The sequence below is a fragment of the Brachybacterium sp. NPDC056505 genome (assembly GCF_042794925.1).
GTDB classification, from domain to species: Bacteria; Actinomycetota; Actinomycetes; order Actinomycetales; family Dermabacteraceae; genus Brachybacterium; species Brachybacterium kimchii.
On the sequence record NZ_JBHTSV010000011.1, the window covers coordinates 1 to 24,417 of the forward strand.

The following is a 24,417-nucleotide window of genomic DNA, read 5'->3' on the forward strand; positions in this document are numbered from 1 at the left end:
GGCAGGGGCGCTCGGCCCCTGCCCGCCCGGTCCTGGATCAGTCGAAGATGGGGCCGACGGTGCGGCTGCGCTTGAGCTCGAAGAAGCCGTCGACGCGGCTCATCGCCTCGAGGCCGTCGAACAGGGTGCCGGCCTCCTCGCCCTTGGGGGCCGGGGAGATCACGGGGCCGAAGTAGGCGCGGCCGTCGCCGAAGGAGATCACCGGGGTGCCGACCTCGTCGCCGACGAGCTCGACCACGGCCTTCTGCTTCGTGCGCAGGGTGTCGTCCAGGGAGGAGTCCTGGTAGGACTCGAGCAGCGACGGGTCCAGACCCGCCTGCTCGAGGGCGGTCCTCGCGGCGTCGCGGCGGTCCTGCTGGCCGCCCACGTGGTACGCCTGGCCGAAGGCGGTGTAGAAGTCGGCGAGGTCCTGGTTGCCGCCGGCGTTCTCGACGGCGAGCGCAACACGGGCCGGGCCCCAGGCGTCGTCCATGCTGCGGCGGTAGCCGGCATCGAGGTCGCGGCCCTCGTTGAGCGCGGCGAGGGACATGAGCGAGAACGTGATCTCCACGTCGCGGACCTGCGAGGCGTTCAGCAGCCAGCGGCTGGTCATCCACGCCCACGGGCAGATCGGATCGAAGAACAGTTCGACATGCGGTGCGGTCACGGAGTCTTCCTCTCGCGTCGGGGATCGGCCGGGCCCGAGCGGGCGTCGACCTCCCCCATTCTGTCACCAGACCGTGCGCCGCGGCTGTCACGGGGCCGGGCGCTGCGGCCGTCACGGGACCGGCCGCCCGGGCGGATCGATAACCCGGGGGAACCGAGCGTCGACCCCGCTGATCCGGAGGACGGGACGAGGGCGCGCGCAGGGCCTCGATGGGGCACGAAAAGACATTGCCACCGGCGCGCGGATGGGATGGGATTCACGAGTGCACGATTCCCCCTCCCCCTCCTCCGGCGAGCAGGCCGTCCCGACCGCCGCGGACCCCGCCACGACGGCGGTCCCGCGTGTCTCCGTCATGCGGTCGATCGTGCGCAACCACCGCCGCTCGATCCCCTGGATCATGGCGACCTCCGCGTTCGTGGAGGCCGTCGACATGCTGGTCCCGATCCTCGTGGGCATCATCATCGACGTCGGCATCGTCCGCGGCAGCCTCGCGATCACCCTGCTGGGCGCCGCGGGCATCTTCGTGATGCGTCTGATCAGCACCTGGGTCTGGACGCTCATGTTCTCCGCCTCGCAGCGGGCGCGCCTGTTTGAGCGCCATCGGCTGCGGGTCGCTGTCACCGGCGCCGTGCTCGACCCGCGCTCGCGGCCGATCGAGCGCCCCGCCGGCGAGGTGCTCTCGATCGCGACCTCGGACGCGGACAAGGCCTCGGACATCATGGACATGCTGCCCTGGGCCTTCCCCGCCTCCGCGGTGGTCATCGGCAGCGGCGTCTGGCTCGCGGTGCTCGACCTCTGGCTGGGGCTGGCGACCCTCATCGGCATCGCCGTGATGGTGCTGGTGATCCGCGTGATCAGCCCCGTCCTCTCCGCCCGCTACGACGCCCAGCAGTCCCGTGCGGCCGACGCCGCCGCGACCGCGACCGACCTCGTCCACGGCCTGCGCGTGCTGCAGGGCCTGGGCGTGCAGTCCCGCGCCCGCACCCAGTACCGCCGCCGCTCGCGGATCGCCCTGGACGCGGCGCTCGTGAACGCCCGCTACTCGGGCGTCTCGAGCGGCCTCACCACGCTCGTGACCGCCGCGATGATGGCGGCCGTCGTGATCATCGCCGCCCAGCGCACCGTCGCCGGGGACATGACCATCGGCACCCTGATCGCGGTCGTGGGCGTGGCGCGCTCGAACATGGGCATGCTGCAGGGGCTCTCGGGGATCCCGATCTGGTGGGCCAGCATGTCCACCTCCGCCGACCGCGTGCGGCGCCTGCTCGCGGACCTCGGTCGCACGGTCGACGACCCGACGCTGACCATCGGCCACCTCGCCACCGCGCGCGACGAGCGCGGCGAGGCGCGCCCCGGCGAGCGCCGCGCCGGCACGGGCGGCCTGCACCTGCGGGGCGTGGGCGCCGGCAGCCTGCAGGGCCTGGACATGGAGGTGCCCGACGGGCGCGTCATCGCCCTCGCCTGTGCGGACGCGCGCGACGCCGACGCGGTCGTGGAGGCCGTGAGCGGCCGCGCCGAGCACACCGGCGTCCACCTCGGCGACACCGAGGTCACCTCCTCGACCCGCTTCGAGACCCGCGCGGACCTGCTCGTCGAGCCCCATGTCGTCGACCTCTTCGACGGCACGGTGCGCGAGCAGCTCGCCACGCGGGCCCCGGCGAGCGACCCGACCGACGGCAGCGACGACTCCTGGGCCGACGCCGCCCTGCACGCCGCGGGCGCCGACGACCTGCTGCGGATCCTGCCCGAGGGCTACGACACCCGCATCCTGGATCGCGGCGCGAACCTCTCCGGCGGTCAGCGCCAGCGGATCGCGCTCGCGCGCGCCGTCGCCTCCGACGCCCCGGTGCTCGTGCTGCAGGATCCGACCACCGCGGTCGACGCCGTCACCGAACAGCACATCGCCGAGGCGCTGGTGGCCGCCCGCCGCGTCCCCGATCGGGCGACGCTGCTGGTCACCCGGGCTCCCGCGCTCCTGCGCGAGGCCGACGAGGTGCTCTACGTGCGCGGGGGCCGGATCACCGCCCGCGCCGACCACCAGGACCTCATGGACCGCGACGACTACAGGGAGATGGTGCGCCGATGATCCCCGACATGGCAGCCGTCCGGTGGGACCACGAGGCCGAGGACGTGCTCGAGTCCGACGCGACCGCGCGCCGCCAGCTCGACGAGCACGCCCAGATCCTGCCCATCGCCTCGGTCGGCACGTCCTTCTCGCACGTGGGCCGGCGCCTTCTCGCGCACTGGCCCTCGACCCTGCTCACCCTGCTGGTGGTGATCGGCGGCGCCATCGCCGCAGCGTGGATGCCGCGCCTGATCGGCGGGGCCGTCGACATCGTCCAGGACCGCGAGGGCTCCGCCGCCGTGTGGCGCCAGGGCGGGCTGATCATGCTCGCCGGCGTGCTGCAGGCCGTGCTCTCGGCGCTCGGCTGGGCGCTCGTGAGCAGCATGGGACAGCGGGTGCTCGCCGCCATGCGCGAGGACGTCATCGACCGCGCCCTGGACCTTCCCGCGCAGACCATGGAGGTCACCGGCATCGGCGACGCCCTGTCGCGGGTCGCCGACGACGTCGACGTCACCGCGCGCGCCGTCAACAACGTGGTCCCGAACCTCATCCAGATGGGGTTCTACGTGGTGGTCACGCTGATCGGCATGGCGACGCTCTCGCCGTGGCTGCTGATCCTCGTGGTCGTGGTGGTGCCGATGTACGCGGCCACGGGCGTGTGGTACCTGCGGCGCACCGCCCCCATCTACCGGCGCGAGCGCGTCGCGATGGGCGCCCGCGCCCAGGGCCTGCTCTCGGCGATCCACGGCATCCCCACCGTCCACGCCTACGGCATCGAGCGTCGGGAGACCCGCCACGTCGCGGTGCTCTCGGAGACCGCCGCGGTGCTGGCCATGCGCGTGATGGGTCTGGTCACGAAGGTCGTGAAGATCGTCGTGTGGCCCGAGAACCTGTCGATCGCCCTGGTGCTGATCCTCGGCTACGCGATGGTGCACGTGGGCGGGGCGCCCGTGGGCCTCGTGACCGCGGCCGCCCTCTACCTCATCTCGCTGCTCTGGCCGATGATGAATCTGCTGTTCAGCCTCGACGACGTCCAGTCGGCGGTCGCCAGCCTCACCCGCATGGTGGGTGTCATCGAGTCGATCGATCCGGCGTCCTCCCCCGGCGAGGAGGTGCCGGCGGACGCCTCGATCCGTCTGCGCGACGTCTCCCACGCCTACGGCGAGGACGCGGACGGCACCGAGCGGACCGTGCTGCAGCCCATCGACCTGGACATCGCCCCGGGCGAGTCGATCGCCCTGGTGGGCGCCTCCGGCGCCGGCAAGTCGACTCTCGCCGCGATCATCACGGGCACCCTCACCCCGCGCCACGGCTCCGTGCTCCACGGCGGCGCCGACCTCGCGCACGCGGACCTCGAGTCGGTGCGCCACCACGCGGTGATCGTCTCGCAGGACGTCCACGTGTTCCGCGGGACGCTCGCCGAGGACCTGCGACTGGCCCGCCCCGAGGCGACCGACGAGGAGCTCTGGGCGGCACTGTGCGAGGTCGAGGCCGACGCCTGGGCCGAGCTGCTCCCCCGCGGCCTGGACACCGAGGTCGGCGAGAAGGGCGAGCGGCTGACGGCCGAGCAGTCCCAGCAGCTGGCGCTCGCCCGTGTCGCCCTGCGCGATCCGGCGGTGCTGGTGCTCGACGAGGCCACGGCCGACGAGGGCTCCTCCGGCGCCCGTGTGCTCGAGCGCGCCGCGACCGAGGTGGCCCGCGACCGCACCACGGTGATCGTCGCCCACCGCCTGTCCCAGGCGAAGGAGGCCGACCGGATCCTGGTGATGGCCGACGGCCGCGTCGTCGAGCAGGGCCCCCACGCGGACCTCGTGGACCACGGCGGCGTCTACGCCGAGCTCTGGGCCGCCTGGAGCGGGAACGACTGAGCGGTTCCGCGCCGGCGGCAATGCCGATCCGACCACTCGGGCACGGAGCGCGCGCACAGCCGTGGTGGGTCGCGAAGCGCAGGTCGAGACGGGCGGCGGCCGTACGATGACCATGCCATGTCCGACGTCATCGCCGGTCGCATCGACCTCCTGGATCCCCTCGCGCGCGGCGCCTCGGGGGCGCTGTGGCGCGCCGTGGACCTGCGCTTCGAGGCGATCTGCGCCGCGAAGGTGATGCGCCAGAGGGACGGGGCGGACGTGCTGCGCTTCGTGCGCGAGCAGTCCGTCGGGGCGCACGGGCCGCGTGCGCTCGGCGCGCATCCGCACCTCCTGCCGCCCTACACGTGGGTCGCCGAGGACGATGCGGTGGTGCTCGCGATGCCGCTGATCCGCGGCGGCACGCTGGGCCAGTCGCTCGCCGATCACGGCACACTGCACCCCCTTCTGGTCGCCGAGCTCACCCGCCAGCTGCTCGACGCCCTCGCGGCGATGCACGAGAAGCGCTGGCTGCACCGGGACGTGAAGCCCGCGAACCTCCTGCTGCAGGTCACGGGCACCGAGCCGCCGCACCTGCGGCTCGCCGATTTCGGCATCGCCCTGCACGAGGACGACGCCCGGCTCACGGAGACCGGGTTCGTCCACGGCACGCCCGGCTTCATGTCACCCGAGCGGCTGCGAGGCGAGGGCGCGAGCGCCGCGCAGGACGTCTGGGCCGCCGGGGCCGTGGCGCTGCGCGGCCTCGGCGTGCGCGCCGACCTCGAGGCGGGCGAGGACCCGCAGGCGCTGCTCGCCAGGGCTCTCGACGGGACCCATCCACGCCTGCAGGAGACGCTGCGCGCGATGCTCGAGGACGATCCCTCGCGGCGTCCGACGGCGAGCGCGGCGCGCGACGCCCTCCCCGAGGCGCCGCACACCCCCTCGGCATGGGTCCTCACGGCCGACGGCGACCCGTTCGAGGTGTTCGACCTGCTGGACCCGCTCCCGCAGGGCTCCCCCGCACGCGACCTGCCCGAGATCCCCGCGGACGGCCCGAGCGTCCTCTCGCCGCGCAGCACGAGCCTGCACGAGCGGATCAGCGAGCGCGCCCAGCGCGGAACCCCGTCCACGGATCGTGTCGAGCGCACCGATCACGACGAGACGCACAGGCGCGACGAGACGCGCGGACGCGATCATCGGGACGACAGCCCGGGGCCCGACGGAGGCGACGGCCAGGACGACGGCCAGGACGCGGGCCAGCTCGACGGGCGGCCCACCCGCGCGGCCCCTCCGGAATCGAGCGAGGAGCCCACCCACTCCCCCGGCACCCCGTCCCGCACCGGCCTGCGCCCTGTGATCCTGCTGGCCGCGCTCGCGGCGCTCGCCCTGGTGGTCGCCGTGGTGCTCGGCGTGCTCGCGATCCGCGCCGGATCCGATAGCTCGGGCCGGCAGGGCGAGACGGGAGGACGGAGCGCCTCTCCGTCGGCCTCGGCCACCGATCCCCCGACAGCGTCGGAACACGCCACCGACAGCACCGACAGTACCGACGGATCCCCGTCCGCCGACTCGAGCGCCCCATCGGCCCCGGAGTCCTCCACCGCACCCGTCGCAGGCCGTGCCTGCGCCTGGAACCTGGAGGGCGAGAAGGGCACGACATCCGATGGCACCGCCGTGACCTGCCGCCGCAGCGGCGACGACACCTTCACCTGGGAGGAACGATGACCCCCGCCGCCGACGAGCTCGACGCGAACCGCGTGGCACAGCGCGCCCTGTACGGCGAGACCCTCGAGACCCGACTCGGGGCGATCACCCTTGCCTACGGGATCTCGCAGCGCCGCCTGGCCCGCGCCCTCGGGATCAGCGCGCCGATGCTCTCGCAGCTGATCTCGGCCAAGCGCGTGAAGATGGGCAACCCCCTCGCGCACGAGCGCATGGCCGTCCTCGAGCAGCGCGCCGACGAGGCCGATACCCCCGCGCGCGCCGAGGAGATCCTCGAGGCCGTGGGCGCATCCGACGTCGCGACCACCACGCAGATGCGCACCGACGCACGACGCGGCGAGACCCCGGACGGTGATCGCCGTGCCGAGGTGCTCGCCGCGATGCTGCGCGACGACGTGGGCGAGGACGAGCTGAGCGCAGCACTTCACGCTCTCACCGCCGGCACGGCGCCGCGGTTGAGGGAGCTGCTCGAGACCGCGCTCGGGGAGTCGGCAGCTCGCTGAGCCCGGCCGGGCCAGCCGGGCGCCGGGCCGGGTCAGCCGGACGCCGGGCCGGGTCTGACGTTCCCAGCCCGGTCAGCGGCGTCAGCCGCGACGCCTGCGCAGCAGGACCACGCCGACCGCGATCGCCACCAGGGCGACGATCCCGGCGCCGACCGCGCCGATGACGAGCGCCGTGCGTGCGCCGCCGTCGTGCGCCCCCGAGGCGCGCGGCGAGTCCGCCGCACCGGAGGCCCCGCCGCCGTCGGACGAAGTGTCTCCCGGCCCGCTGCTCGCGCCGCCGCCGTCGGACGCGGAGTCGCCGCCCCCGTCGCCCGTCGAGCCGGCCGCGGAGACGTCCTGGTCCGTGACGGTCGCGCCATCCTTGTGCGGCGCCTCGGTGCGCACCAGCTCCGGTGTCTTCTGCGCCGTGCCGTTGACCTGCACCGTGAGCAGGAAGGTGCTGGGCTCGGATGCCTTCTGGTCGTCCGCTGAGCCGCCCCCGGAGCCCAGGCCGAGCTGGAGGTACTGATCGCCGCCCATCCAGGGCTCGTCGCCGGTGAAGAAGTCGCCGTCGAGGACGGAGAGATGGACGGGGGCAGACATGCTGCCGGTCTCCGCGTACTGCGGGTCCTCGCTCACGACCATCTCGTCGACATTGCCGACGTCGGCGGCGGGGACCGGCTGCAGCAGCGGATTGAGCATGACCATGCTCGCGGTCTCCACATCAGGCGTCGCGCCATCGCCGCCGACCTTGTCGACCGCGTGCTCGGTGCTCAGATGCCAGCTCAGGCGCTGGCCCTCCTCGGCGCGGACCTTCACGAGACCGACGTCGCCGGGGACCATCTTCACCCGATAGGTGCCGGGGGTGAGCGCGGGCGCCTGGGCCGCGGAGCGCCCCAGCTCGAGCGTGCCCTTCGCGGGCGACTTCTCCTTCACGCTGGGGGCGTCGGACGGCTTCTCGGCCTTCGGCAGGGAGCCGTCGCTCGCCTTCTGGACGCCCACGCGGATCTCGACGGGCAGCGGCTGATCTGCGAGCTTCGCGCCCGATCGCTCGACGGCGAGGTACACGGCGCCGTCCGCTCCGTCGCACCCGTCCCCGCCTGCGACCTGCGAATCGACCGATGCCCGTACCGGGGACTCGGAGTCGGTGAGGTTGCCGACGCTGTCGGCGGAGGCGGCGTCGCAGTCCTCGCCGTCTGCCGTCACCAGGTGCGCATCGAGGGACATGACGTGGGATTCATCGTCGTCGGTCTCCCACCCGCGGTCGCCGGGCGGCGGGACGCTGGCCGCGGAGGCGTGCACGCGCTCCCCCTCGGTCACCGGGATCCGGTAGTACTTCGTGAGGCCGTCGTCACCGAGGTCCTCCTTCGAGCCGTGCGCGAAGGTGTCGAGGTAGGCGCCGGCATCAATGGCGGGCGCCTCTCCGGTGCTCTTGCCGCCGCTCACCGCTGCACCCTCGACCTGGTACCCCTGCAGGGCGCGCGTGGTGCGGGCTGTGAGCTGAGAGGAGAGCTGGTCGCCGTCGGAGACGTCGGTGTAGGTGCCGCCGGTCGCGTCGGCCACGCACTGCAGGCTCTTGCGGGCGGCGGCGTCGACCTTGAAGCCGATCGCATGGACGGCGAGGTCGACGCCCTGCTTCTTGAGGTCCTTGGCGACCGCGCAGGGGTCCGGTGGGGCGCACGAGTCGATGCCGTCGCTCACCAGCACGATCGAGCGCTGCCCCTTCGATGGGAGCTTCTTCGCCGCCGTCTTCAGGGCCGTCCCGATGGGGGTGTAGCCGGAGGCGTCGACGCCGTCGATCCCCGTGTGGAGGGCCTTCTGGTTGTCGGTGCCGACGTCCGCGACGACCTCGACGTCCTTGCACCCCTTCTCCTTGTCGGAGGCGCTGTTCCCGGTGTGCGCGCCGTAGACCTCGAGCCCGAGCTTCGCGCCATCGGGCAGATCGTCGACGAGGGAATCCGCCGCCTTCTTCGCGACGCTCATCCGCGTCGCGCCCGAGGAATCCCCGTCCTTCGCTGCCATCGAACCGGAGGCGTCGAGGATGAGCATCGTGGGGACGGTCGCGTCGGCGTCGTCGCCCTTCGCGCCGGTCCCGCCACCGCCCTCGGCACCGGCGCCGGTCGCCGCCAGGGCCCAGAGGCCCTGCACCAGCAGCAGCGCCGCCAGCAGACGGAGGGCTCGGTTCGCCATGCTCCAGGTTCTCGTGCTCATCGCCGTTCTCCCCTCGGCCCGCTGCTGTGCGGGACCCGATGATCGAGTGATCCGTGCCGGCGGGTGCTGTCCGGCCACGCGAAGATGTTTGCAAATGCGAACACAAGTGTCAAGCAGGATCGCCTCCCAGCATCTCCCGGTCCAGCACTGCCCGTCCCGGCGCCACGGACACGGCCGCCCCTCCACGACACGCCGAGCCCCCGCGGCGCGGGGCGGCGCCCTCCCCTCGCCCCGCGCACGACCAGCACACCCGTCGTCCGCCGATCTCGCATTCGGCCCCGGCTCCTCCCCTGCACCACGTGTACCGCGCGGTATGGTCGGCTCATACTCCTTCCCCTCGCGGGGTGAAGATCCTGGGCCGGCGGGCCGGTCGTCCCGGGTCCCCGTGGGGCCTACCCGGCCAGGAGACGTCATGTCCTCCACTGCACACTGGTCACCCGGCGATCAGGTGACCTGGACCTACTACACCCTCCAGCACCCCACCCGCACCGTCCGCCCCGGCACCGTGGTCCTCGACGACGACGAACGCGGCCTGGTGGTCTGGATCGCGCCCGGCACCGAGGTGCTGCTGCCCGTCCTCGAGAACGGCGCGCCGCTGCGCCGCGCGGGCGACGAAGGCATGTTCACCCGCCCGCGCGTCCAGTCCAAGCAGCTGTGGACGGGCAACGGCATCCTCATGATCGGCCTGCCCGGCCGCCCCTATTCCGTGTGGCTGTTCTACAAGGACGACGGCTCGCTGGGCTGCTACTACGTGAACCTCGAGACCCCCTTCGAGCGCACCGAGGAGGGCGTCCGCACGCGCGACCTGGTCCTCGATCTCGTGGTGCTGCCGCGCCGCGACTGGCACTACAAGGACGAGGACGAGCTCGAGGGCGCCGAGAGCGTCGGCTACTTCTCCCCCGGCGAGGCCGGCGAGATCCGAGCGGCGGGCCGCACCGCCGAGCACGACATCAAGGACTGGATCTACCCGTTCTCCGCAGGCTTCGAGCACTTCTTCCCCGATCCCAGCTGGTCGATCCCGCCTCTGCCCGCGCACTACTCCTGGGACCTGGACCTGACGCAGAAGCGCTGAGGGACAGGCGACCCCGTCGCCCATCCCGGAAGGTGCGGGCACCGCGCAGACCCGCACAGACCGGTCCCCCGTTCCGGTCCGTCGGCCCGCGCCCCGGTGGCAGGATGGGAATCATGCCTGTGAACCCTTCTGAGAACCTCACCCGTGACGAGGCGCGCGAGCGCGCCTCGTTCCTCTCCACGGACTCCTACGACGTGCGCCTGGACCTGACGACGGGCCCGACCACGTTCGTCACGGAGTCGACGATCCGCTTCTCCTCGACCGAGGCCCGGCCCACCTTCGTGGACCTGATCGCCCCGGCGGTGCGCGAGATCGAGCTGAACGGCGAGCTGCTGGAGGATCCCGCCTCCCGCTTCGACGGCGCCCGGGTGCAGCTGCCCGAGCTCGCCGTCGGCGAGAACACCGTGCGGATCCTGGCCGACGGCGCCTTCATGAACACCGGCGAGGGACTGCACCGCTTCGTCGACCCGGTCGACGACGAGGTCTACCTGTACACGCAGTTCGAGGTCTCCGACGCCCGGCGCATGTTCGCGAACTTTGAGCAGCCCGACCTCAAGGCGACCTTCCGCTTCACGATCACCGCGCCCGACCACTGGCGCGTCATCTCCAACTCCCCCACCCCGCAGCCGGCCCCGGCCGGCGAGGGCACCGCGACCTGGGCCTTCGAGCCCACCACGAAGATCTCCACCTACCTCACGGCACTCATCGCGGGCACCTACGAGGGCGGCGAGGGCTCCGTGACCACGCGCGACGGCCGCACCGTCCCGATGGGCGTGTACGCGCGGGCCTCGCTCGCCGAGCACCTGGATCCCCAGAACATCATCGACATCACGAAGGCCGGCATCGACTTCTACGAGGAGGCCTTCGACTGCGACTTCCCGTTCCCCAAGTACGACCAGGTCTTCGTGCCGGAGTACAACATGGGCGCGATGGAGAACCCGGGCGCGATCACGTTCGTGGAGTCCTACGTGTTCCGCTCCGACGTCTCCGACGCGATCCGCGAGCGCCGCGACCTCACGATCCTCCACGAGCTCGCGCACATGTGGTTCGGCGACCTGGTGACGATGCGCTGGTGGGACGACCTCTGGCTGAACGAGTCCTTCGCCGAGTACGCCTCGACGCTCTCGAGCGCCGAGGCCACGAAGTGGACGGATGCCTGGACCACCTTCGCGAGCTCCGAGAAGGCCTGGGCCTACCGCCAGGACCAGCTGCCCTCGACCCATCCGATCGTCGCCGACATGGTCGACTTCGACGCGGTCGAGACGAACTTCGACGGCATCACCTACGCCAAGGGCGCCTCGGTGCTGCGCCAGCTCGTCGCCTACGTCGGCAAGGACGCGTTCTTCGAGGGCCTGCGCGCGTACTTCCGCAAGCACGCCTGGTCCAACACCGAGCTCGAGGACCTGCTGGCCGAGCTCACCGAGACCAGCGGGCGCAACCTCGCCTCCTGGTCGCAGCTGTGGCTGGAGACCGCGGGCGTGAACACCCTGCGTCCGCGCATCGAGCGGGAGGCCGACGGGACCGTCGTCTCCTTCGCGATCGCGCAGACCGCCGCGCCCGAGCACCCCACCCTGCGACCCCACCGCCTGGGCATCGCCGGCTTCACCCTGGAGGGCGGCGTGCTGCGCCGCACCGAGAGCGTGGAGATCGACGTCGACGGCGAGCTCACCGAGGTCGATGCGCTCGTCGGCACGCGCGCGGACCTCTGGCTGCTGAACGACGGCGACCTCGCGTACGCGAAGATCCGCCTGGACGAGGACTCCCTGGCCGTCGCCATGGAGCACCTGCGTGACATCGAGGACCCGCTGGCCCGCACCCTGATCTGGTCGGCGGCGTGGGACATGGTGCGCGACGCCGAGCTGCCCAGCCGCCGCTTCCAGGAGCTCGTGCTCGCGAACATCACGGGCGAGGACTCCTCGAGCGTGCTGCGCACGCTGCTCGGGCAGCTGGCGTCGGTCGCCGGTCCGTACGCCGCGCCGGCCGAGCGCGCCGCGCGGACCACCTCCGCGGCCGACGCCCTCTGGGAGCTCACCCGGGCCGCCGAGGCCGGCAGCGACGCCCAGTTCCAGTTCGTCACCGAGTTCGCCCTGCTCTCCTCGAACGACGAGCACGCGGGGATCCTCGAGTCGCTGCTCGACGGCACGGTGACCCTGCCCGGTCGCGAGATCGACACCGACCTGCGCTGGTCGCTCGTGATCGCGCTGTCGGCCCTGGGCAGGATGGACGACGCGGCGATCGACACCGTGCTCGCCACCGACGACACCCAGTCCGGGCGCAAGAAGGCCCTCACCGCGAAGGCCGCGCGGCCGACGCCGGAGACCAAGGCCGAGGCCTGGCGGGCCACGGTCGAGGAGGACGCCCTGCCCAACGAGTCCCTGAGCTCGGTGGTCGTGGGCTTCCGCCGCGTGAGCGATCCGGCGCTCATCGCCCCCTACGAGACCCGCTACTTCGCGATGCTCGACGGCGTGTGGGAGAACCGCTCGAGCGAGATCGCCAACCGTCTCATCCAGGGATACTTCCCCGCCGACTTCGGCGGGGAGTCCGTGGTCGAGGAGGCCGACGCATGGCTCTCCTCGCACACCTCCGCGCCGCTCGGCCTGCGCCGCCCGGTCATCGAGGGACGCGACACCGTCGCCCGGCAGCTGCGCGTGCGCGAGGCCGACGTCCCGGCCTGACCCGCGCCGCGCCTCGGAACAGATGAGCGCCACGAACCAGATCTCACCGATCCTGGTTCGTGGCGCTCATGTCGTGTGCGCCGCGGGGCGGGCCGGCTGCCGCGGGGCGGGTCGGCTGCCGCGCGCCAGCGGGTCAGCTCCCCAGGGCCTTCTCGATCTTGCCCGGAAGCTGCTTGAGCGCGTACTCCTGAGCGAGCACGGTGCCCAGGGAGAAGGCGCTGGAGAGATCGCCGTCCACGACCACGGCGCGACCGTCGGCCACCGCGGGGGTCTGCTTCCACTGCTTGTCGTCGGTGATCTCGGTGGTCTTGATGTAGATCGGGAAGGCGACGATGAGGTCGGCGTCCAGCTCGTCGAGCTGCTCGGCGGAGATCGAGACGGAGAATCCGGAGTCACCGGTGGGCAGCGCCGCGACCTTCTTCGACTGGGTGAAGCCGAGGTTCTCGAGGAAGCCCAGGCGGGTCTCGCCCTCGACGTAGGCGCCCCAGCCCTCGGAGGTCTTCGTCGCGACCGTCACCGACTTGCCCTTCCAGTCGGAGTGCGCATCGGCGACCTTCGAGAACTGCTCGTCGAGGCCCTTCTGGAGCTCGTCGGCCTTCGAGGTGGCGCCGAGCGCCTTGCCGATGATCGCGAGCTGGTCCTTCGGGGAGACCAGGTAGTTCGCGCCGTCCTTCGGGACCCCCACGGTGGTCGCGATCTGGGAGAGGCGCTTGTAGCGGTCCTTGTCGCCCGCGCTCTTGACGTCCAGGATCAGGTCGGGCTCGAGCGCGGCGATGGCCTCGAAGTCGGGCTCGAGGGTCTCGATGATCGTGGGGGCCTTGTCGTACATGCCCTTGGCCCAGGGGCCGACGCCCTCCCCGCCGAAGGCGATCCAGTCGGAGGCGCCCACCGGCTGCACGCCGAGCGAGAGCGCCGTTTCCGCGTCGCCCCAGCCCAGCGCGACCACGCGGGTGGGCTTCTCGGTGACCTCGACGTCGCCGAACAGCGTGGAGATGGTGACGGGGAACACGCCGTCGGCTCCGCCGGCATCCGAGCCCGAGCCGGAGCCCGAGGAGCTCGAGTCGTCGGACCCGCCGCAGGCGGCGAGCAGGCCGGCGGACCCCAGGGCGAGTCCGGTCGCGAAGAGGGAACGGCGTGTGAGCATCGAGGGACCTCCGGGTGGGAGTGGACACAGGGGACGTTCGCGCGCTCGGGCGTGCGTCACGACAAAGGTTAGACTCACCTCAGCTGTGCGCCCAGCCCCAGACGGCGCACTTACCGCACGTCACATCCAGTCCGACCCGCGCATCCGCCGCGCGTCCCGCATCCCCGCGGGACGGCATCGCCCCGATCGCCTCCCGCGAGGCGTCGGCGGCCGCCGGCGTGAGCGCCGCCGATCCGGAGGCACCATGAGCAGTCCCGCCGCGGCGCCCTCCGTGCGCGCCCAGCGCTCGGGGACGGGGACCCCAGCACGGCCCGCCGACGAGACGGGCCGGGACTCGTCCCACGGCGCGGGCCGACGCTCCCGCACGACCCATGGCGCGCGCCCCGCCCTCCTGATCGCCGCCGTGCTCGTGATCCTGCTGGCGCTGTGCATCGCCTCCCTCGCGATCGGCTCACGTCCGGTCCCGCCGACCACGGTGCTGCGCGTCCTGCTCGATGCGCTCACCCACCTCCGGGGCGGCGGATCGGGCGTCCGGGCGGGAGCCCTCGGCCTGAGCGTCCAGGACTACGCGGCCGTGAGCGACCTGCGCCTGCCGCGCACGACGATCGCCCTGCTCGCGGGGGCCGCGCTGGGCCTCGCCGGGGCGCTCATCCAATCCCTCACCCGCAATCCGATGGCGGAGTCGGGGATCCTCGGGCTGAACGCCGGCGCGGCCTTCGCGGTCGCCCTGGCGATCACGGTCCTGGGGATCACGTCGCCGGCGGGCTTCGTCTGGTTCGCGCTGCTCGGCGCCTTCGTGGGGACGGTCGCGGTGTGGCTGATCGGCACGGCGGGCGGGGCCGTCTCCCCCGAGCGGCTCACCCTCGCGGGCGTCGCCCTGGGCGCCGTCCTCGCCGGCATCACCTCGGCGATGCGGCTGACGAACCCGCAGCGGTTCTCGGCCCTGCTGGTCTGGGAGAGCGGCGACCTGTCCCAGCGCGGATGGTCGCTCGTGGTGCCCGCGCTGCCTTTCCTCGCGGTCGGCGTGGTCCTGGCCCTGCTGCTCGCACCGGGCATGAACCTGCTCGCCCTCGGCGACGACCTCGCGGTCGCGGCGGGCGCCCATCTGCTGCGGATCCGGGTGCTCATGGTGCTCGCGATCACGCTGCTCGCGGGCGCGGCGACGGTGATGGCCGGCCCGATCTCCTTCGTCGGCCTGATGGCCCCGCACGTGGCCCGATGGATCGTCGGCCCCGATCAGCGCCGGCTGCTGCCGCTCGCGATGGCGATCTCCGCGGGCGTGATGCTCGTGGCCGACGTGCTGGCGCGCGTGATCATCTGGCCGAGCGAGGCGCCCGCCGGGATCGTCGCGGCCGTCGTCGGCGCCCCCGTGCTCATCGTGCTCGTGCGCCGGACCCGAGCGAGCGGCCTGTGAGCACCATGTCCTCCCCCGGCGCCCCGGCCGTGACCGCCGATCCCTCGCACGACCTGATCGCACGACGCCGACGCGGCGAGCGCCGCCGCGACCGCATCGTCCTGGCCGCCCTGGTCCTCGCGACGCTGGCGATCGGCCTGCTCGCGCTGTACCTGGGCAGCTCCTCCGTGATCTTCTCCGACACCCCGCACGGCACGCTCGGCGGACTGCTCGAGGCGCTGCGCGGCGACGGCCCGCGCGCGATGATCGTGCGCGAGTGGCGTCTGCCGCGGGTGGTCGCGGGCCTCGCCTTCGGGGCGGCGCTCGGCGCCTCGGGCGCGATCTTCCAGACCCTCACGCGCAACGCCCTGGGCTCGCCCGACGTCCTCGGCTTCTCCACCGGCTCCTACACAGGCGTGCTGGTCGTGACCGTGCTCCTGGGCGCCGGCGGGCTCGCCTCGAGCGACAGCGGGCTCGCGCAGGCGGCGGCCGCCCTGGGCGAGACCGGCGGAGCCCTGCTGGGCGGGATCGGCGCGGCGATCGTCGTGTACGTCCTCGCCTATCGCGACGGGATCCAGGGGTTCCGCCTGATCATCGTGGGCATCGCGGTCGCGGCGACCCTCTCGAGCGTCAACACGTTCCTGCTGCTGCGCGCGAAGGAGGAGGTCGCGATGGCGGCCAGCATCTGGGGCGCCGGCTCCTTCGACCTCATGTCCTGGCCCGCACTGCTGCCCGCCCTCGCAGTGCTCGTCCTGCTGACCCCCGCGGTGATCGCGTCCGTCCCGGTGATCCACCAGCTCGAGCTGGGCGACGACACCGCGGCCATGCACGGAGTGCGGGTGGAGCGGGCGCGCCGCATCGTGCTGCTGATCGCCGTCGCCCTGGTGGCGGTGTGCACGGCCGTCGCCGGCCCGATCGCCTTCGTCGCCCTGTCCGCGCCGCAGGTCGGCCGGCTGCTGGTGCGCCGCCCGGGCATCCCGATCCTGCCGGCCGCCCTCGTCGGCGCTCTCCTGCTCACCTCGGCCGACGTCGTCTCCCAGCAGCTGCTCCCGCAGACCGTCCCCGTGGGCATGGTCACCGTGGTCCTGGGCGGGGTGTACCTCGTCGTGCTCCTGGTCGCGCAGTCCACGCGCTCGCTGCGCCGACGGGTGTGAGGCACCTGTCCCGCTCGCTCACTGACGACGTGGAGGACTGATCGTTAGGGTCGGATCCATGCCCATCGACGACCTCCTGCCGCAGCTGTCCGCCCCGGCCGACGAGGCGACCACGATCATGGGGAGCCTCGTGGACTGGCTCCTGAGCCACGGTGTGCGCATCCTGGTGATCATCGTCGTCGCCGCTCTGATCTCGACCATCGGCACCTGGCTGATCAAGCGCTTCGTGAACACGATGATCGACTCGTCGACGAAGATCTCGACCGTCGCCGGATCCGTCGTCAAGCGCGACGACCGCTCGGCGAAGCTCGCCCAGGCCCGCCGTGCGCAGCGCGCGACGACGCTCTCGAACGTCGCGCGCAACGTGTTCACGATGGTGGTCTGGGCGATCGCCCTGGTGATGGTCCTGGACCAGCTGGGGCTGAACGTCGCCCCCGTCATCGCCTCGCTCGGCGTGCTGGGGCTGGCCGCCGGCATCGGCGCGCAGAACATCATCAAGGACGTCGTCTCCGGCGTGCTCATGCTCTTCGAGGACCTCGTGGCCGTGGGCGACGTGGTGGACCTCGAGTACGCCAGCGGCACGGTGGAGAACATCAACCTGCGCACCACGCAGGTGCGCGCCCTCGACGGCTCCCTGTGGACCGTGCGCAACGGCGAGGTCATCCGCGTGGGCAACATGTCGCGCGGGTTCTCCAACGCCGTGGTCGTCCTCGACATCGACCACGCCGCCGACTACACGAAGGTCACGGAGATCCTCGACGAGGTCGGCGCGGAGTTCGGCGAGGACGAGCAGTGGAAGGAGTTGCTGCTGGGCCCCGTCACCGTCTCGGGCATGCTCGAGGTCGACGGCGCGAGCTACCAGCGCCGCGTCGTGGTGCGCGTCGAGCCCGGTCAGCAGTGGACCATCGAGATGGAGCTGCGCCGACGCATCCGCCTGGCCTTCCGCGAGGCCGATATCGACTTCGCGCTCCCCCGCTTCGGGGCCGTCACCGCGGCCTCCTGAGAACATGGCCGGTGCGCACGCGGCCGCCTGAGAACCTGGAGCACCCATGACGATCCCCCTGCAGGGCCCCTCCTCCGATCCGTCCCGGCGCGGCCCCTCGGCGGGTCCGACGGCCGCCCCCGCGACCGGCGGCGGCCCGGCCCCCGCCCCTGCGGCGGAGCCCGCCGCACGGCAGTCGTTCTACGAGGCCGTCGGCGGCCACGAGACCTTCGCGCGGCTCGTCCACCGCTTCTACGAGGGCGTCGCCGAGGACGCGGAGCTGCGCGCGATGTACCCCGAGGAGGACCTGGGGCCGGCCGAGGAGCGCCTGCTGATGTTCCTCGAGCAGTACTGGGGCGGCCCGAAGACCTACGGCGAGCGCCGCGGCCATCCCCGGCTGCGCAGACGCCACGCGCCCTTCGCCGTCTCGCCCTCGGCGCGCGACGCGTGGCTGCGGCACATGCGCGTCGCGGTCGACTCCCTCGAGCTCGCGCCGATGCTCGAGGAGCCACTGTGGGACTATCTCGAGCGCGCCGCGCACTCGATGGTCAACACCGTGGACGGCGGCGAGGCGCCGATGCCGGGAGCCTCGCTCCCCGGCCACATGGACTGAGCACCCCGGCTCAGTCCGGATCCGCCGGCGTCCCGGCTCGGTCCGCTTCCGCCGCGCCGCCCGCCTGCTGGCGCACTCCCTCGAGGATGAGGTCGAGTCCGGCGCGGAACTGGTCGGCGTCGTCGTGGCCGACGAACTCCTCGATGATCGCGTGGATGTAGGGGAACTCCTCGGGGTCCAGGTCCCGCCAGACCTGCGCGTACTGCTCGAGACCGCTGTCGCGGTCCGCGAGGGTCGCCGCGAGCTCGGCGGGAGGCTCCTGCCCGAGATCGATCGCGGTGCCGATGACGAAGCCAAGCACCGTGGAGACCGCATGGAACGTCTCCCGCGGCGCCATCCCCAGCCGCATCACCTGCTCGCCGAGCGCTTCGTAGGCCCGCACCACGTGCGGCTGGGTCGAGCTGTCGCGCATCATGTAGCGGCCCGTCCAGGGGTGCTCGCGGATGGTGTCGAACAGGTCGACGGCGAGCGCACGCAGGTCCGCGAGCGGATCCTCCGACCCGGGGAGATCCGCGATGCGCGCGACGTGCTCCGAGATGACCTGGTCGGTCGCCCGGTCCAGCAGCTCGTCCTTGCTGGAGACGTACCAGTAGATGCTCGCGACGCCGCCGCCGAGCCGCGCGGCGAGCGCGCGGAAGGTCAGCGCTCCCTCGCCGTCGGCGTCGAGCAGGGCGATCGCCTCGGTGAGCACGGCCTCGAGCGAATGCGTCGCCCGCTGCCGGCCGCGCTGGGGCGCCCGCCCGGCCGCCGGAGCTCGCCCAGGGCCGCGTCCGCCGGCGGGGCCCTGACCCGGGACTCCTCCGGGACCGCGTCGGCCTCGCGGATCACCGGGACCCTGGTGACCGCCGGGACCTCCCGGGCCGCCCGGACCTCCTCGGCCCTGTGACGCACCAGCCATGCCCATCGCCTCCCTCCGCCTTGTGCTCGTGACGTTCCAGGTCTACCTTATCGAACGTTGTTCCATTCTCGAACGTCGTTCGATACGACTCCCCAGGAGGCTCCCATGACCACCACCCGACCGTCCGTCCCGCCCGACGCGCCCGACGCGTCGTCCCCGTCCGCCCCGACCGCCGCGGCCACCACGTCGGCCCGCATCTATCCGAGCCTGCGCGCCGCCTGGCTTCCGATGCTCGCCCTGTGCCTCGCCTTCTTCGTCGAGATGGTCGACAACACGCTGCTGAGCATCGCGCTGCCCACCCTCAGCCGCGACCTGGGCAGCGGAACCACCGCCATGCAGTGGATCACCGGCGCCTACTCGCTGACCTTCGGCGGGCTCCTGCTCACCGCAGGATCCGCGGCCGATCGCCTCGGCCGCCGCCGTGTGCTGCTCGTGGGCCTCGCCGTGTTCGGCCTGCTCAGCCTGCTGGTCGCCTTCGTCGAGACCACCGGAGAGCTGATCGCGCTTCGGGCCGTCCTCGGCATCGCCGCCGCGGCCATGGCGCCGATCACGAACTCGCTGGTCTTCCGCATGTTCGACGACGACACCGTGCGCATGCGCGCCATCACCGTGATGATGATCGTGGGCATGAGCGGCTTCATCCTCGGCCCGCTGCTCGGCGGCACCGCGCTCGCCCACGTGCGCTGGGAGTGGCTGCTCATGGTCAACGCCCCGATCGCGCTCATCGCCTTCATCGGCGTGCGCCGCGGCGTCGCGCCCGACCGCCCCGAGGACCTCACCACCGAGAAGCTCGACCTGCCCGGCTCGATCCTCTCCATCGCCGCCATCGGCCTGGGCTGCTACATGCTCACCAGCGGCGTCGAGAACGGCTGGACCTCACCGGCGACGCTCGGCTGCCTCGTGGGCTGCGTGCTCGCGATCGTGCTGTTCGTCCTGCGCGAGCGCACCGCCGCCTCCCCCATGCTGGATCTGCGCCTGCTCGCGACCGGCACCGTGCGCGGAGCCGCCCTCGCCCAGATCGGCACCTCGATCGCCATGGCCGGCGTCATGTTCGCCCTGGTCATGCACTTCCAGTTCGCCTACGGCTGGTCCCCTGTGATCGCCGGACTCGCGAACCTGCCGATGATCCTCACGATGCTGGTCGCCTCGCCGCTCGTGGAGCGTCTGGTGGCCCGCTTCGGCCACCGCATCGCCTGCCTCGTGGGCGCGGCGAGCATGTTCGTCTCCCTCGCGGGGATGGCCTGGAGCGTGCAGCACGGCTACCTGCCGATCGCGATCTCCATGGTCATCATGTCCTTCGGCCTGAGAATCGTCATGACCACCTGCGCGGTCGCCCTCATCGGCGGCATGCCCGAGGACCGCACCTCCATCGGCGCGGCCCTGAACGACACCGCGCAGGAGGTCGGCACCAGCGTCGGCACCGCGGTGGTGGGCACCCTCATCGCCGCGCTCGTGACGACGACGCTGCCCGCCGGCACCTGGTCCGACGGACTCGTCGCGTCGTTCTTCCACGGCGAGCGGATCACCTTCGCGATCCTCGCCGTCGCCGTCGGGATCATCGCGACCCTCGGCGCGCTCACGCTCACCGACTCCCACGAGACCGACGAGCACCCGGCCTGATCAGCCGCGGAACTCGAGCGGCTCGTCGGTGTACTGGTCCAGCAGCACGCGCACCTCGTCGCTCAGGCGGGACGCCCGCCCCTGCTCGCGCTCGACCACCACGATCGTGGTGCGCGCGCTGACGTAGGGGTAGGCCCCGTCCGGATCGTCGGCCCGCAGCAGCCGGTAGTCCACGTCGAAGCTCGCCCCGCCCACGCGCGGCACCCACATCCGCACCAGCGCGCCCTCGCGCAGGTACTCGATCGGCCGGTGGTACTCCAGACGCTGGGAGGCGATGAGGGTGAGCAGAGGCGAGGTCGCGTCGAACAGGTCGAGCTGCGAGGGCCGACGCACGGCCCCGCGCTCGATCTGCTCATCGCTGGGCGACCAGAACGCGGCGATCCGCGCCTCCTCGAGCAGGCGCACCACGGCGGCGTTGTTCACGTGGCCGTAGGCGTCCAGATCGGTCCAGCGGACAGGGACTGTGATGTCGAGATGAGCCATGGGGCCATCGTAGGGATCCGTGAGGGTCCGACGTACCATCGGCGCATGTCGAACGCGCATCCCGATCCGCTCTCCGGCCCCGCGACCGGCGCCGGCGCGCCCGATCCCGCCGCGGTCTCCGCGGCGCTGCTCGACCTGCTGGACCTGCGCACGCTGGAGGCCGACGGATCCGACGGGTCCCACGGGTCCACCGGGACCGGGGGCTCCGGAGTTCCCGGCACTCCCGGCGCGGCCGGAGGTACCAGCGCGGCCGTCTTCGAGGGCGACACGCGCCCCCAGCCCGGCGGGCACGTCTTCGGCGGGCAGGTGATGGGCCAGGCCGTCGTCGCCGTGGGCCGCACCGTCCCCGAGACCCGGCACATCCACTCGATGTACTCCTACTTCCTGGCCCCGGGCGATCCGCATCAGCCGATCCGCTTCAGCGTCGACGCGCTGCGGGACGGCGGCTCCTTCTCGGTGCGCCGCGTGCTCGCGACCCAGGGCGAGCGCACGATCCTCGCGATGACGGCGTCGTTCCAGGAGGTGCAGGACGGCCTCCAGCACCAGGACCGCGCCCCCGAGGCGCCGGACCCCGAAGGCCTGCCCACCACGGCCGAGGTCCTCGCAGGGATCGATCATCCCGTGGCCCGCTACTGGGCGACCCAGCGTCCGATCGACATCCGCCACGTCACCGACCCGATCTACCTGCGGCCCGACGGCTCGGGCGCCGAGTCCCAGATGCTGTGGATGCGGGTCCTCACACCGATCGAGGCGGACCCGCTGGTGCACGACGCGATCCTCGCGTTCGCGAGCGACTACACGCCCTTCGAGCCGATCCTGCGCCGCCAGGGTCTGAGCTGGGTGACGCCGGGCCTGCGGATGGCGACGATCGACCATGCGATCTGGTGGCACCAGCACGTGGACGCCGGCGAGTGGCTGCTGTACGTGCAGCGCTCCCCCTCGGCATCGGGCGGTCGCGGCCTCACCCAGGGCGAGATGTTCGCGCGCGACGGCTCCCTGGTCGCGACCATCACCCAGGAGGGCATGATCCGCACCGGGGCCGACCGCCGCTGACGCGCGGCGCGCACCTCAGCACGTCACTTCATCGCCTCGTTGCCGGCCTTCTGCGCCTCCGGGAGGCCGTCCCCCGCGCTCTTGCGGCCGATGAAGATCTCCTGGAACACGGGCATCGCCGCGGTGAGCCCGGCGTTCGCCTTGGCACCGGTGTCGGCCGGGGCCGGGTCCTTCGCGGCGTCGATGAAGACGCTCACGTCCTGGCCCTTGTCCTTCCAGTAGTCCACGAAGGTGTCCTGGACGTCGCTGTTGCCCGGGAAGGACACGCCCATCTCGCCGAAGGGCCGCTGTCCGTCGGCGCTGCCCAGCCAGGTCAGCAGCTTCGCGATGCCCTCCTGCTGGTCGTCGTCGGCCTTCGCGTTCCCCACGGCGACCACGCCATGGACCAGGGACTTCGCGCCCGCCGGGCCGGCGACCATCGGGGCGATGCCCCACTCGAAGCTGTCGCCCACGGCCTCGTCGATCGCGCTCAGGCTGTAGGGGCCGGACTGGAACAGGGCGAGCTTGCCCTGGGCGAACATGTCGCGGCAGAGGTCGCCGTTCTCGTTGGTGTCGGCCGCGTCGGGCGCGATCTGGTCCTTGTTCACGAGGTCCGCGAGGTACTGGAAGGTCGCGATGCCCTCCTTGGAGGCGAAGGCGTACTGGTCCTCGTCGTTCTCCCAGTCCGCTCCGTTCGAGGCCAGGAACGGGCCGATGATCGCCTGGCGGTCGCACGAGGAGTTGAAGCCGAACCTGCTGCGGGAGTCCGCGTCGAAGCCCTTGTCGCCGGGGTGGCGGTCCTCCTTGTCGACCGTGAGGGCCTTGCCCGCCTCGCGCAGCGGGTCGGAGTCCTTGGAGGGGTCGAAGGAGAGGTCCGCCGGATCGATCTTCTCGGCGTCCAGCAGCTCCTTGTTGTAGAACAGCGCGATCGAGTCCCACAGCTGCGGGACTCCCCAGAGCTTCCCGTCACGGGTGTAGAGGTCGACGACGGCCTTCTGCCACTGGTCCTTGTCGGCGCCGTCGACCACGTCGTCGATCGCGACGAGGTTCCCGGCCTCCTGGAACTGCACGTAGTTCGCGGAGTTCATGAGGTAGACGTCCGGGGCGTCGCCGCTCGCGACGTCCAGGGGCAGCTTCGTCCAGTAGTCGTCCCAGGCCACGACGTCGATGCTCACCTTCCACCCGGAGTCCTTCTCGAAGGCCTCGAAGGACTTCTCGTAGGCGGCCTTGGCGGTGTCGTCCCAGAGGCGGAAGGTGAGGCTCTTGCCGCCCTTGCCGGAGCCGGAGCCGGATCCTGAGTCGCCCGAGCCCGAGGGCGAGCAGGCCGCGGCGGCCCCCACGGCGCCTGTCGCGGCGAGGGCGGAGATCATACGGCGTCGACTGATCATGGCGGGTCCTTCCGGAGGGCGGGCGCGAGCGGTTCGGCGGGCGGACGCGGCCTGCGCCCGACGGGTCGGGCGCGGTGGTCTCCCGCCGATCCGCCCATTGTGCCCCGATCCGGCCGACGAGCCGGGACCATTCCGACCTCCGAGGACACCGGGCGTCATGCTCAGCGCAGGGTGCTCGCGCCGATCGACCGGGTGATCTGGCGCTGGAAGATCACGAACAGCGCGATGAGCGGGAGCATCGCGAGGGTCGTCGCGGCCATCACCAGGGTCCAGTTGCTCGAGTACTGCGACTGCAGGGCCGAGGTCGCCACGGTGACCGTCTGCCATGTCGGCCCCGAGGTGATGATCAGCGGCCACATGAAGCTGTTCCAGTGGGTGACGACCGTGATCAGCACGAGGGTGACGATGATGGGACGGTTCAGCGGGATCACGAGGTTCCACAGCAGGCGCAGGGTGCCCGCGCCGTCCAGGCGCATGGCGTCCATGAGCTCGGTGGACATGCCGCGGAAGTTCTCGCGCAGCAGGAAGATCGCGTACGGGGACCCCAGCACGAAGGGCAGCACGAGCGCCCAGAACGTGTTGCGCATCCCCGCCTCGCTCATCATCAGGTACAGCGGCACCACCACCACGACCTGCGGCACCATGAGCGTCGCGACGTACACCCAGAACAGCAGGTCGCGGCCGGGGAACCGCAGCAGCGCGAAGGCGTAGGCGGCGAGCACGGAGAACACCATCTGCCCCACGAGGATCACGGCCACCATCTGCACGGTGACCACGAGCGGGGTGACGAAGCCGCCCTCGGAGGTGGTGAACAGGGAGGTGAAGTTCTCGAGGGTGAGCGGTGAGGGCAGGGCCAGCGGCCCGTCCTGGACGAACTGGCGGGGCGTCTTCAGGGCCGTGATCACCGACAGCGCGAACGGCGCGAGGGTGAGCAGGACAGCGATCAGCAGGACCGCGTAGGTCGCGGCCAGGGACAGGGCTCGGCGTGCGTGCATC

Annotated in this window: 19 protein-coding genes; 12 read left to right on the top strand and 7 right to left on the bottom strand. The window is 72.1% G+C overall.

The genetic code is table 11. The annotated features are described in order from the left end of the window. Positions 1-37: 37 nt before the first annotated feature. Positions 38-646 carry a DsbA family protein gene (locus tag ACFQ53_RS08455; protein ID WP_377858088.1) on the bottom strand — a complete coding sequence of 203 codons (609 nt, stop codon included), beginning with the start codon at positions 644-646 and terminating at the stop codon, positions 38-40. 262 nt (positions 647-908) lie between these two features. Between ACFQ53_RS08455 and ACFQ53_RS08460 the strand changes: the two genes are divergently transcribed. The 4 genes from ACFQ53_RS08460 to ACFQ53_RS08475 all read left to right on the top strand — a co-directional run bounded on the left by ACFQ53_RS08460 (position 909) and on the right by ACFQ53_RS08475 (position 6,777). Next, positions 909-2,732 carry an ABC transporter transmembrane domain-containing protein gene (locus tag ACFQ53_RS08460; protein ID WP_377858091.1) on the top strand — a complete coding sequence of 608 codons (1,824 nt, stop codon included), beginning with the start codon at positions 909-911 and terminating at the stop codon, positions 2,730-2,732. An 8-nt stretch (positions 2,733-2,740) separates the two neighbouring features. Next, positions 2,741-4,579, top strand: a complete 1,839-nt coding sequence (locus tag ACFQ53_RS08465; protein WP_377858094.1) for an ABC transporter ATP-binding protein — start codon at positions 2,741-2,743, stop codon at positions 4,577-4,579. Positions 4,580-4,696: 117 nt separating this feature from the next. After that, positions 4,697-6,277, top strand: coding sequence for a protein kinase (locus ACFQ53_RS08470; protein ID WP_377858097.1), 1,581 nt, complete (start codon positions 4,697-4,699; stop codon positions 6,275-6,277). Continuing rightward, complete coding sequence (locus tag ACFQ53_RS08475; protein WP_377858100.1) at positions 6,274-6,777, top strand: DNA-binding protein; 504 nt, start codon at positions 6,274-6,276, stop codon at positions 6,775-6,777. The genes ACFQ53_RS08470 and ACFQ53_RS08475 overlap by 4 nt, the downstream gene beginning before the upstream one ends. Positions 6,778-6,858: 81 nt before the next feature. Here the strand turns inward: ACFQ53_RS08475 and ACFQ53_RS08480 are convergent, their stop codons facing one another. After that, positions 6,859-8,967, bottom strand: a complete 2,109-nt coding sequence (locus ACFQ53_RS08480) for a VWA domain-containing protein (RefSeq protein WP_377858103.1) — start codon at positions 8,965-8,967, stop codon at positions 6,859-6,861. A 412-nt stretch (positions 8,968-9,379) separates the two neighbouring features. Between ACFQ53_RS08480 and ACFQ53_RS08485 the strand changes: the two genes are divergently transcribed. Together ACFQ53_RS08485 and pepN are read left to right on the top strand one after the other, a co-directional pair. Beyond that, positions 9,380-10,039, top strand: a complete 660-nt coding sequence (locus ACFQ53_RS08485) for a DUF402 domain-containing protein (RefSeq protein WP_249480573.1) — start codon at positions 9,380-9,382, stop codon at positions 10,037-10,039. A gap of 113 nt (positions 10,040-10,152) precedes the next feature. Further along, complete coding sequence (gene pepN, locus ACFQ53_RS08490; RefSeq protein ID WP_377858108.1) at positions 10,153-12,714, top strand: aminopeptidase N; 2,562 nt, start codon at positions 10,153-10,155, stop codon at positions 12,712-12,714. A 133-nt stretch (positions 12,715-12,847) separates the two neighbouring features. Here the strand turns inward: pepN and ACFQ53_RS08495 are convergent, their stop codons facing one another. Continuing rightward, entirely contained in the window at positions 12,848-13,858 is a 1,011-nt protein-coding gene (locus ACFQ53_RS08495) for an iron-siderophore ABC transporter substrate-binding protein (RefSeq protein ID WP_377858111.1), read from the bottom strand. Positions 13,859-14,102: 244 nt separating this feature from the next. Here ACFQ53_RS08495 and ACFQ53_RS08500 point away from each other — a divergent pair, with 244 nt between their 5' ends. Genes ACFQ53_RS08500 through ACFQ53_RS08515 form a run of 4 tightly spaced genes read left to right on the top strand, consistent with a single transcriptional unit; the run spans position 14,103 to position 18,000 of the window. Further along, positions 14,103-15,272 (top strand): FecCD family ABC transporter permease, encoded by a 1,170-nt coding sequence (locus tag ACFQ53_RS08500; protein ID WP_377858114.1) that lies wholly within the window; start codon positions 14,103-14,105, stop codon positions 15,270-15,272. A gap of 5 nt (positions 15,273-15,277) precedes the next feature. Further along, positions 15,278-16,405 (top strand): FecCD family ABC transporter permease, encoded by a 1,128-nt coding sequence (locus tag ACFQ53_RS08505; protein WP_377858247.1) that lies wholly within the window; start codon positions 15,278-15,280, stop codon positions 16,403-16,405. Between the two features lie 58 nt (positions 16,406-16,463). After that, positions 16,464-17,408 carry a mechanosensitive ion channel family protein gene (locus ACFQ53_RS08510; RefSeq protein ID WP_377858117.1) on the top strand — a complete coding sequence of 315 codons (945 nt, stop codon included), beginning with the start codon at positions 16,464-16,466 and terminating at the stop codon, positions 17,406-17,408. Between the two features lie 46 nt (positions 17,409-17,454). Then, positions 17,455-18,000 carry a globin gene (locus ACFQ53_RS08515; RefSeq protein WP_377858120.1) on the top strand — a complete coding sequence of 182 codons (546 nt, stop codon included), beginning with the start codon at positions 17,455-17,457 and terminating at the stop codon, positions 17,998-18,000. A 10-nt stretch (positions 18,001-18,010) separates the two neighbouring features. Here ACFQ53_RS08515 and ACFQ53_RS08520 read toward each other — a convergent pair whose 3' ends face one another. Next, on the bottom strand, positions 18,011-18,691 hold the full coding sequence (locus tag ACFQ53_RS08520) for a TetR/AcrR family transcriptional regulator (RefSeq protein ID WP_377858123.1): 681 nt from the start codon (positions 18,689-18,691) through the stop codon (positions 18,011-18,013). A gap of 435 nt (positions 18,692-19,126) precedes the next feature. Between ACFQ53_RS08520 and ACFQ53_RS08525 the strand changes: the two genes are divergently transcribed. Then, entirely contained in the window at positions 19,127-20,518 is a 1,392-nt protein-coding gene (locus ACFQ53_RS08525) for an MFS transporter (protein WP_377858255.1), read from the top strand. Here the strand turns inward: ACFQ53_RS08525 and ACFQ53_RS08530 are convergent, their stop codons facing one another. Then, the gene (locus tag ACFQ53_RS08530) at positions 20,519-21,001 is read right to left on the bottom strand and encodes an acyl-CoA thioesterase (RefSeq protein ID WP_377858125.1); all 483 of its coding nucleotides are present in this window, start codon (positions 20,999-21,001) and stop codon (positions 20,519-20,521) included. A 45-nt stretch (positions 21,002-21,046) separates the two neighbouring features. Here ACFQ53_RS08530 and ACFQ53_RS08535 point away from each other — a divergent pair, with 45 nt between their 5' ends. Continuing rightward, complete coding sequence (locus ACFQ53_RS08535) at positions 21,047-22,054, top strand: acyl-CoA thioesterase (protein ID WP_377858128.1); 1,008 nt, start codon at positions 21,047-21,049, stop codon at positions 22,052-22,054. 23 nt (positions 22,055-22,077) lie between these two features. On the opposite strand, the gene ACFQ53_RS08540 is transcribed toward ACFQ53_RS08535, so the two are convergent. Both ACFQ53_RS08540 and ACFQ53_RS08545 read right to left on the bottom strand, forming a co-directional pair. Further along, positions 22,078-23,421 carry an ABC transporter substrate-binding protein gene (locus tag ACFQ53_RS08540; RefSeq protein ID WP_377858131.1) on the bottom strand — a complete coding sequence of 448 codons (1,344 nt, stop codon included), beginning with the start codon at positions 23,419-23,421 and terminating at the stop codon, positions 22,078-22,080. A gap of 161 nt (positions 23,422-23,582) precedes the next feature. Then, positions 23,583-24,416 carry a carbohydrate ABC transporter permease gene (locus ACFQ53_RS08545; RefSeq protein WP_377858134.1) on the bottom strand — a complete coding sequence of 278 codons (834 nt, stop codon included), beginning with the start codon at positions 24,414-24,416 and terminating at the stop codon, positions 23,583-23,585. Position 24,417: the final 1 nt, after the last annotated feature.

Bases quoted from the DNA above. Each gene is read 5' to 3' on its own strand.
- ACFQ53_RS08540 (WP_377858131.1), bottom strand. From the start codon at position 23,421: ATGATCAGTCGACGCCGTATGATCTCCGCCCTCGCCGCGACAGGCGCC.
- ACFQ53_RS08505 (WP_377858247.1), top strand. From the start codon at position 15,278: ATGTCCTCCCCCGGCGCCCCGGCCGTGACCGCCGATCCCTCGCACGAC.
- ACFQ53_RS08510 (WP_377858117.1), top strand. From the start codon at position 16,464: ATGCCCATCGACGACCTCCTGCCGCAGCTGTCCGCCCCGGCCGACGAG.
- ACFQ53_RS08465 (WP_377858094.1), top strand. From the start codon at position 2,741: ATGGCAGCCGTCCGGTGGGACCACGAGGCCGAGGACGTGCTCGAGTCC.
- ACFQ53_RS08530 (WP_377858125.1), bottom strand. From the start codon at position 21,001: ATGGCTCATCTCGACATCACAGTCCCTGTCCGCTGGACCGATCTGGAC.
- ACFQ53_RS08480 (WP_377858103.1), bottom strand. From the start codon at position 8,967: ATGAGCACGAGAACCTGGAGCATGGCGAACCGAGCCCTCCGTCTGCTG.
- ACFQ53_RS08535 (WP_377858128.1), top strand. From the start codon at position 21,047: ATGTCGAACGCGCATCCCGATCCGCTCTCCGGCCCCGCGACCGGCGCC.
- ACFQ53_RS08485 (WP_249480573.1), top strand. From the start codon at position 9,380: ATGTCCTCCACTGCACACTGGTCACCCGGCGATCAGGTGACCTGGACC.
- ACFQ53_RS08545 (WP_377858134.1), bottom strand. From the start codon at position 24,416: ATGCACGCACGCCGAGCCCTGTCCCTGGCCGCGACCTACGCGGTCCTG.
- ACFQ53_RS08515 (WP_377858120.1), top strand. From the start codon at position 17,455: ATGACGATCCCCCTGCAGGGCCCCTCCTCCGATCCGTCCCGGCGCGGC.
- ACFQ53_RS08475 (WP_377858100.1), top strand. From the start codon at position 6,274: ATGACCCCCGCCGCCGACGAGCTCGACGCGAACCGCGTGGCACAGCGC.
- ACFQ53_RS08470 (WP_377858097.1), top strand. From the start codon at position 4,697: ATGTCCGACGTCATCGCCGGTCGCATCGACCTCCTGGATCCCCTCGCG.
- ACFQ53_RS08500 (WP_377858114.1), top strand. From the start codon at position 14,103: ATGAGCAGTCCCGCCGCGGCGCCCTCCGTGCGCGCCCAGCGCTCGGGG.
- ACFQ53_RS08495 (WP_377858111.1), bottom strand. From the start codon at position 13,858: ATGCTCACACGCCGTTCCCTCTTCGCGACCGGACTCGCCCTGGGGTCC.
- ACFQ53_RS08525 (WP_377858255.1), top strand. From the start codon at position 19,127: ATGCTCGCCCTGTGCCTCGCCTTCTTCGTCGAGATGGTCGACAACACG.
- pepN (WP_377858108.1), top strand. From the start codon at position 10,153: ATGCCTGTGAACCCTTCTGAGAACCTCACCCGTGACGAGGCGCGCGAG.